Annotated in this window: 15 protein-coding genes; 5 read left to right on the top strand and 10 right to left on the bottom strand. The window is 29.6% G+C overall.

Features of this window, described 5'->3' with window-relative positions:
* Positions 1-33 precede the first annotated feature (33 nt).
* The 8 genes from H0I29_RS01710 to H0I29_RS01675 form a co-directional block, all read right to left on the bottom strand.
* The gene (locus H0I29_RS01710; RefSeq protein WP_218754213.1) at positions 34-729 is read right to left on the bottom strand and encodes a DUF4369 domain-containing protein; all 696 of its coding nucleotides are present in this window, start codon (positions 727-729) and stop codon (positions 34-36) included.
* A gap of 39 nt (positions 730-768) precedes the next feature.
* Complete coding sequence (locus H0I29_RS01705; RefSeq protein ID WP_218754212.1) at positions 769-2,076, bottom strand: DUF819 domain-containing protein; 1,308 nt, start codon at positions 2,074-2,076, stop codon at positions 769-771.
* A 2-nt stretch (positions 2,077-2,078) separates the two neighbouring features.
* Positions 2,079-2,753, bottom strand: a complete 675-nt coding sequence (locus H0I29_RS01700) for a DUF2490 domain-containing protein (RefSeq protein WP_218754211.1) — start codon at positions 2,751-2,753, stop codon at positions 2,079-2,081.
* A 130-nt stretch (positions 2,754-2,883) separates the two neighbouring features.
* Positions 2,884-3,048: an Arc family DNA binding domain-containing protein gene (locus H0I29_RS01695; protein ID WP_068364181.1), complete on the bottom strand. Its 165-nt coding sequence runs from the start codon at positions 3,046-3,048 to the stop codon at positions 2,884-2,886.
* 1 nt (position 3,049) lies between these two features.
* Positions 3,050-3,973 carry a S9 family peptidase gene (locus H0I29_RS01690; protein WP_218754210.1) on the bottom strand — a complete coding sequence of 308 codons (924 nt, stop codon included), beginning with the start codon at positions 3,971-3,973 and terminating at the stop codon, positions 3,050-3,052.
* Position 3,974: 1 nt separating this feature from the next.
* Entirely contained in the window at positions 3,975-4,475 is a 501-nt protein-coding gene (locus tag H0I29_RS01685) for a hypothetical protein (protein ID WP_218754209.1), read from the bottom strand.
* Positions 4,476-4,512: 37 nt separating this feature from the next.
* On the bottom strand, positions 4,513-4,635 hold the full coding sequence (locus H0I29_RS01680; protein ID WP_218754208.1) for a DUF4177 domain-containing protein: 123 nt from the start codon (positions 4,633-4,635) through the stop codon (positions 4,513-4,515).
* 83 nt (positions 4,636-4,718) lie between these two features.
* Complete coding sequence (locus H0I29_RS01675; protein ID WP_218731136.1) at positions 4,719-5,579, bottom strand: SPFH domain-containing protein; 861 nt, start codon at positions 5,577-5,579, stop codon at positions 4,719-4,721.
* A gap of 122 nt (positions 5,580-5,701) precedes the next feature.
* Between H0I29_RS01675 and H0I29_RS01670 the strand changes: the two genes are divergently transcribed.
* From H0I29_RS01670 to H0I29_RS01660, 3 genes are all read left to right on the top strand, one after another.
* Positions 5,702-6,481: a S1/P1 nuclease gene (locus H0I29_RS01670; protein WP_218731135.1), complete on the top strand. Its 780-nt coding sequence runs from the start codon at positions 5,702-5,704 to the stop codon at positions 6,479-6,481.
* 110 nt (positions 6,482-6,591) lie between these two features.
* Entirely contained in the window at positions 6,592-7,098 is a 507-nt protein-coding gene (locus H0I29_RS01665; RefSeq protein ID WP_218731134.1) for a TlpA disulfide reductase family protein, read from the top strand.
* A 17-nt stretch (positions 7,099-7,115) separates the two neighbouring features.
* Positions 7,116-7,721: a thioredoxin family protein gene (locus H0I29_RS01660; RefSeq protein ID WP_218754207.1), complete on the top strand. Its 606-nt coding sequence runs from the start codon at positions 7,116-7,118 to the stop codon at positions 7,719-7,721.
* 105 nt (positions 7,722-7,826) lie between these two features.
* On the opposite strand, the gene H0I29_RS01655 is transcribed toward H0I29_RS01660, so the two are convergent.
* Positions 7,827-9,065 carry a DEAD/DEAH box helicase gene (locus tag H0I29_RS01655; protein ID WP_218754206.1) on the bottom strand — a complete coding sequence of 413 codons (1,239 nt, stop codon included), beginning with the start codon at positions 9,063-9,065 and terminating at the stop codon, positions 7,827-7,829.
* A gap of 630 nt (positions 9,066-9,695) precedes the next feature.
* Here H0I29_RS01655 and H0I29_RS01650 point away from each other — a divergent pair.
* The gene (locus H0I29_RS01650) at positions 9,696-11,675 is read left to right on the top strand and encodes a cytochrome c biogenesis protein CcdA (protein ID WP_218754205.1); all 1,980 of its coding nucleotides are present in this window, start codon (positions 9,696-9,698) and stop codon (positions 11,673-11,675) included.
* A gap of 8 nt (positions 11,676-11,683) precedes the next feature.
* Positions 11,684-13,183, top strand: a complete 1,500-nt coding sequence (locus H0I29_RS01645; protein WP_218754204.1) for an aminotransferase class V-fold PLP-dependent enzyme — start codon at positions 11,684-11,686, stop codon at positions 13,181-13,183.
* Between the two features lie 547 nt (positions 13,184-13,730).
* Here the strand turns inward: H0I29_RS01645 and H0I29_RS01640 are convergent.
* On the bottom strand, positions 13,731-14,174 hold the full coding sequence (locus H0I29_RS01640; protein ID WP_218731129.1) for an META domain-containing protein: 444 nt from the start codon (positions 14,172-14,174) through the stop codon (positions 13,731-13,733).
* Between the last annotated feature and the right edge of the window lies 1 nt (position 14,175).

The following is a 14,175-nucleotide window of genomic DNA, read 5'->3' as shown; positions in this document are numbered from 1 at the left end:
GTTTTTTTTTATTTAATAGAAGAAATATTTTAACTATTTTTCCTTGATAGAAATTAAGTATTCTTGAAAACGTTTTCCATAATCAGAGCTTTTTACTTTATCTGATAAAGAATTATTTACTGTATCTAACATTTTTAGACTAGCATCATACATTTCTGTTAAACCAATATAAGGTGCAACTTCATAGTCTGCATTTGTAAGTGCAAAATTAGTAGTAAATAAAACTCTTCTTTTTGTAAGATTTTGATAGTCTTTTTCTAATTGTGTAATTAATTCTTGATTGTTTGCTTTTTTAGCATCAAAATCTTTTTTAATAAATTCTAATCGCTGATCTTGAAATTTACTTTTAATTTTATTATACTTATCTAAAATTTCTTGATTTTTAGATCCTGTTATTTCTGGAGTATATCCAAACTTTTCTACATTATCGTTAATGGTAATAATTCCTTTTTCACCAAAAAATAAAATTCTTTTATCACTTGTATTTCCGTCAAATGTTAAATAATATAATACAGGAGATTCCACATTATCCGTTAAAGTAAATTTATCGCTACCTAGCAATTTTACTGAATCTACAGATACTAATAGTGTATCTTTCATTTTTTGAAGGTATAGAGTCCCTTTCTTAAGACCTTTAATTTTGCCTTGCACAGTCATATTTCCTTCTTTTTTAGAAGAACATGCTGTAATTAAAATTGATAGGACTAAAAGCGTAATAATTTTCTTCATAAATCTATATTTTTCGTGTGCAAATATGCTCATTTTTATTTAAAGTGTTGCTGATAATTCCATTAAAATGGTACATAAAATAGCACCAATTGTTCCTATGGCATATCCAAAAACAGCTAATAAAACACCAACAGTAGCTAAAGAAGGGTGAAATGCTTGCGCTACAATTGGGGCAGAAGCTGCACCTCCAACATTTGCTTGACTACCAAGTGCTAGAAAGAAATAAGGAGCTTTTATTAATTTGGCAACGAATACTAATAATCCAGCATGAATAGACATCCAAACAAGACCAATGGCAATTAATCCTACATTGTCAAAAATCATTGCTAAATCCATTTTCATACCAATTGTAGCAACCAAAATGTAAATAAATACACTTCCAATTTTACTAGCTCCTGCGCCTTCGTAATTTTTTGCTTTTGTAAAAGATAAGATAACTGCAATAACTGTAGAAATACTAATCAACCAAAAGAAACTAGAACCTAAGAAAGTAAAGATGTTTCTCCAAGTTTCAGATTCAATACCAGCAACTAATTCACCGAAAAAAGAACTTAAATATTCTGCTGTAAAATGACCTAAACCTACCGTACCGAAAGCTATGGCAAGAATTATCATAAAGTCTGTTACAGAAGGATTCCTTTTTACTTTCTTAGCAAATAAAGAAACTTTATCTTTTAAATCTTCTATGGCAGAAGTATCTGCACCTAACCATTTGTCTATTTTGTCTTTTTTACCAATTCCTATTAATAGAATAGCCATCCAAACATTAGCTACTACAATATCTACAAACACCATTCCTCCATATTTGGCTGGGTTATATTTATAAATTTCTAACATGGCAGTTTGGTTTGCTCCACCACCAATCCAACTTCCTGCAAGTGTAGATAAACCACGCCAAACAGCATCAAAATCAGATCCACCAACCGTTTCTGGAGAGAAGATTGAAATTAACAAAATAGCTATGGGTCCTCCAATAATAATACCTACAGTACCTGTAAAAAACATTATTAATGCTTTAGAACCTAGGTTAAAAATAGCCTTTAAATCGATGCTTAATGTCATTAAAATTAAGGCTGCAGGTAATAAAAATCGACTAGAAATATAATACAATTGCGATTTACCTGTTACAATTTCACCTGCCGTATTTAAGGTTTCCCATTCTGGGGATATAATGCCAGCAGTAGTAAAAATAGCAGGAATAAAATATGCCATAAATAAACCTGGTACAATCTTGTAAAATTTATGCCAGAAACCACTTTTTATATTTTCCGTATAGAAAACGAAACCGAGTGATAACATTAAGATTCCAAAAACGATTGCATCATTTGTAAAAGTGGGTGTTGTCATATTTAAATTGTTTTTTTTGTAAAGTCTGTTTTTAAGATAATTCCTACTTGTAACCGATAAAGGTCACTATTTGAAAATTTTGTGTAAAAGTAACCTAATTTTAGTTTTAGATTATCATCGATTTTTTTAAGAATGCCTGCACCCGTTCTATTTTGGCTGTAAGCTTTAGTTGCAAATTTTATAAAAAGCTCGCTAAAAGTATAGGTTTCCCAATTTTTAGAAATAGGATAGTTTAAAAACAAACCATATCGTATTCTATGTGCTATCTCATTTGTTGCGTTTCTTCTTTTAAATCTTTGGGCTAACCGTACACGATGTTTTACTCTAATTTTATTCCAATTATCTTTTATGTTTAGATCTTGATAAAAACGGTATTCATACAAATCTGCAGCATCCTTTTTATAAGATTTGTCTGTTATGGAGTATACACTACCGCCTGTAACGTTAATTTTGTCATTAAAAGCATAATTGAGTCCTATTCTATAAATTTCTTGTTGATATTCTGTTGCTAGTTCATAATATCTAAAATGGGCACTGGTTGTAAGTTTTATATTTTTAGTAAGTTTATGAGAACCATTGTACATATACCAAGTACCTAATTTGCTTTCAGCGGAAGATTGTGCATTTACTTGAAAACAGTAAAGTATTAAACAGATAATTTGTATTTTGTTTTTCATAAATTAATTAGATCTAAGAAAATAGATTTTAATCAAGTAGGCAATATACAAAATACTAAACGCTCAATAAAAATTGAGCGTCTATTTTTAAAATTTATGTTGTTTTCTAATTGCTTGGAATAAGCTTAATTTATTCTTCTTTTTTCTTTGGTTCTCTTTTAGCTTCCTTTAGTGCTTGCATAAGCATCCATTCTATCTGTCCGTTTGTAGAACGAAATTCATCTGCAGCCCATTTTTCAATAGCTTTTATCATGTCTTCATTAACTCGCAACGCGAATGCTTTTTTCTTTGCCATGTTATTTTTTTATAAATAAACTAATGGTTTTTATTAATTTATTTGAGATTTGGTATTCAGAAGAATAGTAAGATTTTATATTATCTTCCTCTTTTTGAATGTCTTTTAAAACATGATTCATGTTTTCTATAATCACTAATTTAGAGTTAGTATTTGCTGCATGTAATATTTTAGCATCTTCTATGGTTACTTGTAAATCTTTATCTCCATTAATAATTAAAACAGGAATCTTTAATTTTTTAATCTCGATTTTAGGGTTCAACTGCATCCAATCGTATAAAAAAGCCTGATTTGGTTTGCCAAATATGCTCATTAAAAACGGATGAACAGTTTCTATCTTACCTTTTACTCTTAAAGTGTCAAATTGTTTCCTGGCCGCAAGACCTAAAGGAGCATTGTTTTTTGTAATTTGTTTTATAATTGTTTCATCTATCTGCTCTCCTGAGCCAGCAATAGATATATATTGGTCGACTTCTTTAGCAGCCATCATTGCAATTAATGAACCTTGGCTATGACCTATTAAAATAATTTTAGAAAAACGTTTTTCATTTTTAAAATGTGTAATTACTTTTTCTGCATCTAGTGTGAAATCTGTAATTTTTGTATGTGCTAATAACTTGCTATTATTCTTGTTAGCTGTTCTTTTATCATAACTAAAAAAAGCAATATTTTCTTTATTGATGGAATCTCTAAACTGTTTAATATAGTTTGCTTTTACGTTTTGTGCAGGCTGATTTCCGTTTCTATCTATGGGGCCAGAACCATGAATCCAAATTATTAAAGGTGTTTTTTCTTCTGTAAAAGTTAAGGTTCCTGGAAGCTCTATTTCTCCATTTTTTATTAAAATTTCTTCAGTTTTTAACTGCGCAGAAGAAGTTAAGGTTCCTAAGGTTAAGATTATGAGGTAAGTAATAAAACGAATCATATTAATTTATTTTTAAATTATAAGTTTCTAAAACTCTTTTAGCTTCTTCTTTTTTTTGAGTACCAATTAATAATTTTTTACCATTCTTAAATATAAGTTGAATGCCAATATCACCAGAAACATTTACGGCTTTTTCTTTTCCTTTATTAAAAAAGAAGCCACCTCTTAATCCCCAACCACCAAATTCACTTATAGGGTAATACGTTCTAACATATGCTTTAGAAATTGTACTCCAAGGAATTGTTTTTACCTTAAAATGCAAAGGAAAAAACTGGTAATGGATTCCTTTTTCATCAATTCTTGTTGTTAATTTAAAGAAGAAAATTAATGAAATTGATAATACAATAACTCCAATTGTAATTAAAAACTCTTGTGTAGATAACGTTGTATCTGTTTTTAAGTGTTTTTTTATCATCATTGTAATAGGTACAATGGAAGCTATAATTAATACTAAAATTAACCAAGTTTGTCTAAAGTTTTGCTCTTCTTTAAAAATTTTCATTTTATCTGTTTTTGTCTCGTTCAAAGATTACAGAGTTTCAGCCTTGAGGTATTTCTTTATAAATCCAACCTTCTCTAGCATATTGATTTAATAAATCTTCAAAATTTTGAACTCGATTTCTAAGACCTAGTTTTAGCTCTACTATTTTATATTCTTTCATGTTTTTTTATTTAGTTACAAAGTTTTAAAAAATTAAGGTTTTTTATTTTCGAAATTTTATTCTTTCTAACTCCTAACTCAGTGTTAATGACTCAAGGTTCCTGCATTTACAACAGGAGAGGCTTCTTTATCTCCACATAAAATAACCAATAAATTACTTACCATTGCAGCTTTGCGTTCATCATCTAGCTCCACAATTTGTTTTCTACTTAATTCGTTTAAAGCCATTTCTACCATTTCCACAGCACCTTGTACAATTTTATGTCTTGCAGCTACAATAGCAGTTGCTTGTTGTCTTTTTAACATTGCAGAAGCAATTTCATTAGCATAGGCTAAATACCCAATTCTTGCTTCTAAAACTTCAATACCTGCAATTGTTAAACGTTCATCAATTTCTTTTTCTAAAGCTTCAGAAACTTCGTTAACACTAGAGCGTAAGGTAATGTCTTCGTCATGACCTTCGTCTGCAAAATTATCATACGGATACATACTTGCTAATTTTCTAACGGCAGCATCTGTTTGCACTCGTACAAAGTTTTCGTAATTATCAACATCAAAAGCAGCTTTATACGTATCTGTAACTCTCCAAACCAAAATGGTAGAAATCATTACTGGATTCCCTAATTTGTCATTTACTTTTAAACGTTCAGAATCGAAATTACTAGCTCTTAAAGAAATTGTTTTTTTCTTATAAAGAGGATTTGCCCAATACAATCCATTCGCTTTAATAGTTCCTACATATTTACCAAATAGTAAAATTACTTTAGAAGTATTTGGGTTTACTAAAATAAATCCAAAGAAACCAATAAAGCCAATTAGACTAACAAGAGCATACACAATTGTTTCTTGCATTGCACACAATACAATTCCGCCAATAAATAATAGTAATACGATTAATAACATTAAATAACCGTTTGCTGGTTTAATAATTTTTTCTGCTTTCATATGAATTGTTTTATAATGATATTAAAATGATATCGTAAAGATATAGTGTTATTTTTAAGATTTACAAATTTGGTGAAGAATAATTTTATAAATTTGTTGAAACATAATTTTAAAAATACAAAATGAAGATTAAAGTACTTTTTATACTATCGATATTTTTATTCTCAAATTTTTCAGCAGAAGAAACCGTTTTTTGGGGACCAACAGGACATAGAACTACAGGGAAAATTGCTGAGAAACATTTATCAAACAAAGCCAAAAGAAAAATTGATAAACTCTTAAAAGGACAAAGTTTAGCTTTTGTATCCACCTTTGGTGATGAAATAAAATCTGAGAAAAAATACAATGAATTTTATTCTTGGCATTATGTAAATATGGGATTAGATGAAAAGTATGCAGATGCAGAAAAAAATCCGGCAGGAGATATGGTTACTGGTATCTATAAATGTATAGAGGTTTTAAAGGATGAAAATAGTTCTGAGGAAGATAAAGTTTTCTATTTAAAAATGTTGGTGCATTTAGTAGGAGATTTACACCAACCAATGCATGTTGGTCAAAGAGAAGACAAAGGAGGGAATACTATACAACTTCAATGGTTTGGTAAGGGTACAAATTTACACTCGGTTTGGGATTCTAAAATAATAGAAGAATACAACATGAGTTATATAGAATTGGCTGAAAATGCAAAAGATTTATCAAAAGCAGAAATTAAAGCTATTGAAAAAGGAACTGTTGTAGATTGGGTAGATGAAGTTCATGAGGTTACAAAGGAGGTTTATAAATCTGTAAAGGTTGGCGAGAATTTAAAATACAGGTATTCTTATGATCATTTAGGAACTGTAAGAACTCAATTGCAAAAAGGAGGAATTCGTTTGGCTAAAATTTTAAACGAAATTTTCTAACAGAAAAATAGATTAGTAATAGAGCCTCATAAACTTAGTTTTATGAGGCTTTTTTGTTAAGGATTAGTTAATTGTTTTTTAGTGATATATCTTCTTTGTAATTTTATAAAATGTTTAAAAACGGTTTTTATTCTTTGCTATTTTTGTCCCTTTTATTTTCCTGTAAAAAAGGAGAAGTAAAAGAAGTATCACAAAAAGTAAGCTCAGTAAAGTCTTATACATACAATGAATTGAAACCTTTGTTAGAAAAAAATGACGGTAAAACATACGTTGTTAATTTTTGGGCAACTTGGTGTGCTCCTTGCGTAAAAGAATTACCGGCATTTGAAAAATTAAACAAAGAATACGCAGCTAAAAACGTAGAAGTTATTTTAGTGAGTTTAGACTTTCCGAAGCAGGTAGATAAAAGATTGATTCCATTTATCAATAAACATAATTTACAGTCTAAAGTTGTTTTATTAAATGATATAAATGAAGATGTTTGGATAAAAGCGATAGACTCTACTTGGTCTGGAGCCATACCAGCTACATTAATTTACAATGCAAACGGAAGAACGTTTTATGAGCAATCTTTCGATTATGAAGAACTAGAAACAGAGTTAAAAACTATTTTATAAACAAACAAAGTAAAGATATGAAATTTACAAAATCAATTTTACTAGTATTTGTAGTTCTTGTGGTAAGTGCGTTTACGATAAAAACAGCAGATGGTTACCAAGTAGGGGACACTATAGAAGATTTTAAATTAATAAATATTGATGATAAGTTGGTTTCTCTATCAGATTATTCTGATGTAAAAGGATTTATTCTCATTTTTACGTGTAATACGTGTCCGTATTCTGTGGCTAATGAAGATAGAATAATTGCTTTAGATTTGAAATATAAGAAATTAGGTTACCCTGTAATTGCTATCAATCCGAATGATCCAAAAGCATCTAAAGGAGATAGTTTAGAAGATATGAAGGTTAGGGCAGAAGAGAAGGGTTTTTCGTTTCCTTATTTATTAGATGAAGGACAAAAAGTATATCCAAAATTTGGAGCAACTAAAACACCTCATGTATTTGTGGTAAGCAAGCCAGGTATGAAAGTAGAATATATTGGTGCAGTAGATAATAATTCTAGAGATGCAGATGCAGTGACAGAAAAATATGTAGAAAATGTTGTAGATGCTTTATTATCTGGAAAAAAGCCTATAAAAACAAACACTAGAGCAATTGGTTGCTCAATAAAAGTATTATAAGAGAAATGATTTAGATGATTAATTGAACTTTTTCCTCTATTTAATAAAAACCCCAAGTTTTCACTTGGGGTTTTTTATGCTGTAATTTTAAAAAGTTAGCTAAGTTTAATACCAGCGTTTTTTATTTTTCTTAGAAGCTTCAGACTTTCTTCCTTTATTATGTTTACTAACCGTATTAGGTTGTTTTTTTCTATGTTTTGGTGGCGCAATAGGGTAAGGATGTTCTGCGATTACTTTAATTGGCTTTTCTATTAACGTTTCAATTAATTTAATATAAGCATTTTCATCTGGAGAACAGAAAGAAAAAGCAATTCCAGATTTACCAGCTCTACCAGTTCTACCAATTCTATGAATATATGTTTCTGGTATGTTAGGAATATCAAAATTAATAATGGCATCTACATTTGTAATGTCAATTCCACGTGCAGCAACATCTGTCGCAATTAAAATATTTGCTTTTTTGTCTTTAAAATCTTCAATTGCTTTGTTACGTATTGCTTGGGTTTTATCACCATGAATACTTGTAACTTTGTAGCCGTTTTTAAGTAACGATTCTTCTAATTTGTCTACACCAAATTTGGTACGTCTAAAAATAATTATTTTCCCGTTTATGGTGTTTCTTAACAAATGCAAGCACAAATCGGTTTTGTTTTTCTTTGGAAGATAATACAATAACTGACCAATGTTTTTTGCGGTAGTTTCTTCTGGGTTTATTTCAATCTTAATAGGGTTTTTTAAAATCCTTTTAGCCAATTCATCTATTTTTTCTGGAATTGTTGCAGAAAAAAGTAATGTTTGTTTTTGCTTAGGACATAATGCTTCTATTTTTTTAACATCGGCAATAAAGCCCATGTCTAACATTAAATCTGCTTCATCTAAAACAAAAATTTCAATAGCACTTAAATCGATGTTTCCTTGTAATTGTAAATCAATTAATCTACCAGGAGTTGCAACCAAAACATCTACACCTTCGCCTAATATTTCTTTTTGAGGTTCTAAAGATACACCTCCAAAAACAGCAGTGGTTTTTAAATCGGTGTATTTGCTGTAGCTTACAAAATTTTCTAAAATTTGTATTGCTAACTCACGGGTTGGTGTTATAATTAATGATTTTATCTTCTTTTTAGCTTTTTCATCTTCTACTTTTTTATCTAATAAAAGTTGAATAATAGGCAGTGCAAAAGCAGCAGTTTTTCCGGTACCTGTTTGTGCAGAAACAATTACGTTTTTTTTAGCTAAAACTAAAGGGATTGCTTTTTCTTGTACTTGGGTTGGTCTGTGAAATCGCTCTTCAGCAACTGCTTTTAAGATGGATTTATGTAAAGGTAATTCAGAAAACTGCATTGATTATTTTTTATGCAAAGATAGTTTAATTGTATCAATGCTTTTTGCATTTATAAAATTTTGAAAAAAGAACACTTTTTTAACGTATTTAAATGAATTAAGCATAAAAGAGATTAGTATCTTAAAGGTGTTTATGTTAGTATAAGTTTAATATTGAAGAGAGAAGTTGATTACGATGATACATATATTTTTAGTTTAACACGGTGTTATTCTTAATTTTGCCAAGTATATGTGTGGTATTATTAAGCTAAGATTTGCATACAATTTAATTCTAATTCAGATAAAGTTGATATCTTAGTAGCTGTTTAACTAAAAGAATATTAGAAAAATAGTACAACGTGAATTCACTTTAAAAGGTTTAAAAAAAAAGGAAGTCAAATTATTAAAAAGAATATAAGCAGCAGACGAGTTTAAATCTTTTTATATGGATTTATTAGAAGTGTTTTATAAGGAAAATTATAATATAATTAACCTATAATACTTTGTAGACATCCTTAGAAATATTAATATTGGTGCTTTAAAAAAAAGGTGCTTACTATTTATATAAACGTAATTAGTAAGGCATTATTATTCTCCTTTAACTTAAAAGTTTTAAAAATAAAACTGATACTAAATACCAAATAGAAGCAGATGAAGAAAATAATTTTAATTTTATTATTAACACTTGGGTTTACATCATACGCTCAAGTTTTTGAACCTGTAAAATGGACTACTTCTGTAGAAAAAGTATCAGAAACAGAATACAATCTTGTAGCAAAGGCAAGTATAGATAGAGGTTGGCATTTATACTCTCAAAATGTACCAGAAGATGGACCAATACCCACTTCATTTAGTTTCGAAGAAAATGAAGGTTATTCTTTAATAGGTAATGTTGAAGAAGAAGAGGGACATACGATAGATGACCCTGTTTTTAATATGGTCATTAAGTTTTTTGAAGACAGTGCAACTTTTAAACAAAAAATAAAAATTACAAGTACAGAACTTACTGCAATAATAGGAGAAGTAGAGTTTATGGTTTGTGATGATAGTAAGTGTCTTCCGCCTACCTATATAGATTTAGAATTTAATTTTAATAATACAGCTGCTACAAAAGAAATTTCAGTTGCAAGTGTAACATCAGAAAAAGAAAGTGTTTTAAAAAGCACAACAGCTAATACACCAAGTGAAGACAATAATCAAAGAGGTTTAATTTCAATCTTTTTAATTGCCTTTATATCTGGTTTTGCTGCATTGTTAACGCCTTGTGTGTTCCCGATGATACCAATGACGGTGAGTTTTTTTACAAAACAAAGTAAAACAAAGGCTGCAGGAATTAAAAATGCCATTATTTACGGACTTTCAATTATTGTAATTTACGTTTTATTAGGTGTTTTAGTCAGTCTTCTTTTCGGAGCAGATGCATTAAATGCACTTTCTACAAATGTGTGGTTTAACGTTATCTTCTTTATTTTGTTATTGGTTTTTGCAGCCTCTTTTTTAGGTGCTTTCGAAATTATGTTACCAAATTCTTGGGCAAATAAAGTAGATTCTCAAGCAGATAGAGGAGGTTTAATTGGTATCTTTTTTATGGCTTTGGCATTGGCTATTGTATCCTTTTCTTGTACAGGTCCAATTGTTGGTACTTTATTAGTAGAGGCTGCTGCCGGTGGAAGTCAAATAGGTCCAATAGTGGGCATGTTAGGTTTTTCTTTAGCAATTGCTTTACCATTTGCATTATTTGCTGCGTTTCCTGGTTGGTTAAATTCTTTGCCAAAATCGGGAGGTTGGTTAAACACTGTAAAAGTAGTTTTAGGGTTCTTAGAACTTGCGTTGGCTTTCAAATTCTTATCGAATGCAGATTTAGTTCTTCAGTTACATTGGTTAGAAAGAGAAGTATTTATAGCTATTTGGATTGCAGTTTTTGGAGGGTTAACTTTATATCTTTTCGGAAAAATACAATTACCACATGATTCTCCGATAAAACATATTTCTGTAGGTAGATTAGGTTTGGGATTATTTTCATTAACTTTTACATTGTATATGTTACCAGGTTTATGGGGAGCACCTTTAAATTTAATAAGTGCTTTTCCTCCTCCACAGCATTATAGCGAATCTCCTTACGGTGTAGGATATATGAAACTAGGTTCTGGAGATGCTTCTCAAATAGAAATTCCTGATGGAGCACATTTAATGCCCCCACATAATATTTTATCATTTAACGACTATGATAAAGGTTTGGCTTATGCTAAAAAGGTAGGGAAGCCAGTAATGATGGATTTTACAGGTCATGCTTGTGTAAACTGTAGAAAAATGGAGCAAAATGTTTGGGTGCAACCAAATATTTTAAAAATGCTTAAAAATGACGTAATTTTAATTTCTTTATATGTTGATGATAAACGAAAGTTAGAGGATGATGAAGTGGTAGAAAGTAAATTAAGACCAGGTAAAAAACTAAAGTATATTGGCCAGAAATGGAGTGAAATGCAAACCATTAAATATAAGACCAATACGCAACCTTTTTATGTTTTAATGAATCATGATGAAGAAGATTTAAATGCGCCAGTAGGATATACGCCTAATAGTGATGATTATTATAATTGGATGAAAGAAGGTATTAAAAAATTTAAATAATTTTAATTATGATTTCAGTAAATAAAAACAACATAGTAAAATCTGATTTAGAAAATTATTTCAATCAGTTTAAAGTAAATATTGTTGGTATTAATCAGACTTTTCAATCTCCTTATGGAGAACAAAAATTAATTTATACAGATTGGACCGCAAGCGGAAGATTATACCGTCCAATTGAAGAAAAGTTAATAAATGAGTTTGGTCCTTTTATAGCAAATACACATACAGAAACATCAACTTCTGGTGCAGCTATGACCTTAGCATATCATGAAGCTAGAAGCATTATTAAACGTCATGTTAATGCAAATGATAATGATGTTTTAATTACTTCTGGTACAGGAATGACGGGTGTTGTTAACAAATTTCAAAGAATTTTAGGATTAAAAGTTTCAGAAAATTTAAAAGGGCATACTCATATTACAGATGAAATTAGACCTATTGTTTTTGTATCTCACATGGAGCATCACTCTAACCATACTTCTTGGATAGAAACAATTGCAGATGTTGAGGTAGTACCTTGTAATGATGAAGGTTTGTTATGTGTAAAGAAATTTGAAGAATGTATTAAGAAATACGAACACAGAAAAATAAAGATTGCTTCTATAACTGCCTGCTCTAATGTTACAGGAATTAAAACGGCGTATCATGAAGTTGCAAAACTAATACATAAATACAACGGACTTTGTTTTGTAGATTTTGCTTGTTGTGCTCCTTATGTAGATATAAATATGCACCCAGAAAATGAAGACGAACAGTTAGATGCCATCTTTTTTTCTCCGCATAAGTTTTTAGGAGGTCCAGGAACTTCTGGAGTTTTAGTTTTTAATAAAAAATTGTATAAAAACGTGGTGCCAGATAACCCCGGTGGAGGTACAGTAAGTTATACAAACCCATGGGGCCAACATGACTATTTTGTAGATGTAGAAACAAGAGAAGATGGTGGAACACCAGGTTTTATGCAGGCCATAAAAATTGCACTTTCTATTCAGCTGAAAGACCAAATGGGAGTTGTAAATATTAAGAAAAGGGAAGATGAAATTAATGCCGTAGTATTTGAAACTTTAGAAAGCCTTTCAGGAGTAAAAATATTAGCACCAAACCATAAAGACCGATTAAGTATTTTTTCTTTTTATTTTGAAAAACATCACTTTAATATGGTTGTAAAAATTTTAAATGATAGATTCGGAATTCAAACTAGAGGAGGTTGTTCTTGTGCAGGAACTTACGGACATTTTTTATTAAATGTAGATCAAGCAACATCTAATAGAATTAAAGATGAAATTTTACTTGGCTGCAGTACGGATAAACCGGGTTGGATTCGCTTGTCAATTCATCCAACAATAACATCAGAAGAGTTAAGTTTTATTTGTAACTCTTTAAAAGAACTGTCAGAAAACATTGAAGAATGGTCTAAAGATTATAAGTATGATACTCTTAAAAATGATTTTTTACACAAGAATGTTCTGCCTATAGAAAAAGAGTTGGTAAAGAAATGGTTTTCATTATAAAATTATTAGTTTAAAGAAAGGTGTTTCAGCTTTAAAACTTAATACGATTAATTACTTTACATTAGGTTTTCTTTATTTCTATTAATATAAAAAGGGATTGTAGCAATACAATCCCTTTCTTTTTTATGTGTAAGATTAATTTTTTCTAATTGGTAGAATAAAGAGATTAATTAGTTCCATCTTGATCAGGATTCAAATTTTTATAATATTTTATTCTATCTGTCCATTCTCTTTCTTCAAGTGGGAAAACATTGTTTTCGGTTGCCCAATCATTCCATTTTTGTTCTAATTCAATTACTTTATCAGAAAGTTTTCCACGAACTAGTTTCCAGTGGTCTGATATAATGGCGCAACTTTGTTGATGTTGAAAAAAATGATCACATTTATTTTTAGTCTTTATTTTCTAATACAATTACTAAACTAGCTCTTTCAAATTGAGCTATGTTTTTTTGATTGAATGATTCAGGATAATCAATACCTGCAAGGTTTAAACAAGTTGGTGAAATATCAATAATATTTAGAATAAAGTAATGTATGAATATTTATTTTATTCAATAGCTTCAAAAACAGCCAAAGGAGCCTTTCTACCAACGTTTAATGATAGAATGTTATCCTTAATTGTGTAGTTGTCTGCTACTTCAAATATTTTTAATAATTCAGATTCATTAACAGCTGCATCTGGACACATTTTTAAAGTTGTTAGCATTTTTTTGAATTCAATTCTATTACCTTCTTTTAAAATAAATTCTCCAGAAATTGTATTACAACCTGTAAAACCCGTAATACTGTTTGTATCTGTATTTAAAGTGATAAAAATTTCACGTTCTAGGTTATCTGCTTTGGTAACCTCTTGTCCTTCTAGAGTTTTAAGTTGCCAATGTTTTTCTGTAATAGAATTTGTTAAAGAATCCTTGTTTTTTTTCTTATCAGAATTACAACTTATAGTTATCATTGCTATCATTGTAAATACTATTATTAATTTAGTTTTCATA

Source organism: Polaribacter sp. R2A056_3_33 (assembly GCF_019278485.1).
GTDB lineage: Bacteria > Bacteroidota > Bacteroidia > Flavobacteriales > Flavobacteriaceae > Polaribacter.
Note: the sequence above shows the minus strand (reverse complement) of the source record. Positions and strands in the feature narration are given on the sequence as shown.

Coding starts and splice junctions, on each gene's coding strand:
- H0I29_RS01710 (WP_218754213.1), bottom strand. CDS start 729: ATGAAGAAAATTATTACGCTTTTAGTCCTATCAATTTTAATTACAGCA.
- H0I29_RS01705 (WP_218754212.1), bottom strand. CDS start 2,076: ATGACAACACCCACTTTTACAAATGATGCAATCGTTTTTGGAATCTTA.
- H0I29_RS01700 (WP_218754211.1), bottom strand. CDS start 2,753: ATGAAAAACAAAATACAAATTATCTGTTTAATACTTTACTGTTTTCAA.
- H0I29_RS01695 (WP_068364181.1), bottom strand. CDS start 3,048: ATGGCAAAGAAAAAAGCATTCGCGTTGCGAGTTAATGAAGACATGATA.
- H0I29_RS01690 (WP_218754210.1), bottom strand. CDS start 3,973: ATGATTCGTTTTATTACTTACCTCATAATCTTAACCTTAGGAACCTTA.
- H0I29_RS01685 (WP_218754209.1), bottom strand. CDS start 4,475: ATGAAAATTTTTAAAGAAGAGCAAAACTTTAGACAAACTTGGTTAATT.
- H0I29_RS01680 (WP_218754208.1), bottom strand. CDS start 4,635: ATGAAAGAATATAAAATAGTAGAGCTAAAACTAGGTCTTAGAAATCGA.
- H0I29_RS01675 (WP_218731136.1), bottom strand. CDS start 5,579: ATGAAAGCAGAAAAAATTATTAAACCAGCAAACGGTTATTTAATGTTA.
- H0I29_RS01670 (WP_218731135.1), top strand. CDS start 5,702: ATGAAGATTAAAGTACTTTTTATACTATCGATATTTTTATTCTCAAAT.
- H0I29_RS01665 (WP_218731134.1), top strand. CDS start 6,592: ATGTTTAAAAACGGTTTTTATTCTTTGCTATTTTTGTCCCTTTTATTT.
- H0I29_RS01660 (WP_218754207.1), top strand. CDS start 7,116: ATGAAATTTACAAAATCAATTTTACTAGTATTTGTAGTTCTTGTGGTA.
- H0I29_RS01655 (WP_218754206.1), bottom strand. CDS start 9,065: ATGCAGTTTTCTGAATTACCTTTACATAAATCCATCTTAAAAGCAGTT.
- H0I29_RS01650 (WP_218754205.1), top strand. CDS start 9,696: ATGAAGAAAATAATTTTAATTTTATTATTAACACTTGGGTTTACATCA.
- H0I29_RS01645 (WP_218754204.1), top strand. CDS start 11,684: ATGATTTCAGTAAATAAAAACAACATAGTAAAATCTGATTTAGAAAAT.
- H0I29_RS01640 (WP_218731129.1), bottom strand. CDS start 14,174: ATGAAAACTAAATTAATAATAGTATTTACAATGATAGCAATGATAACT.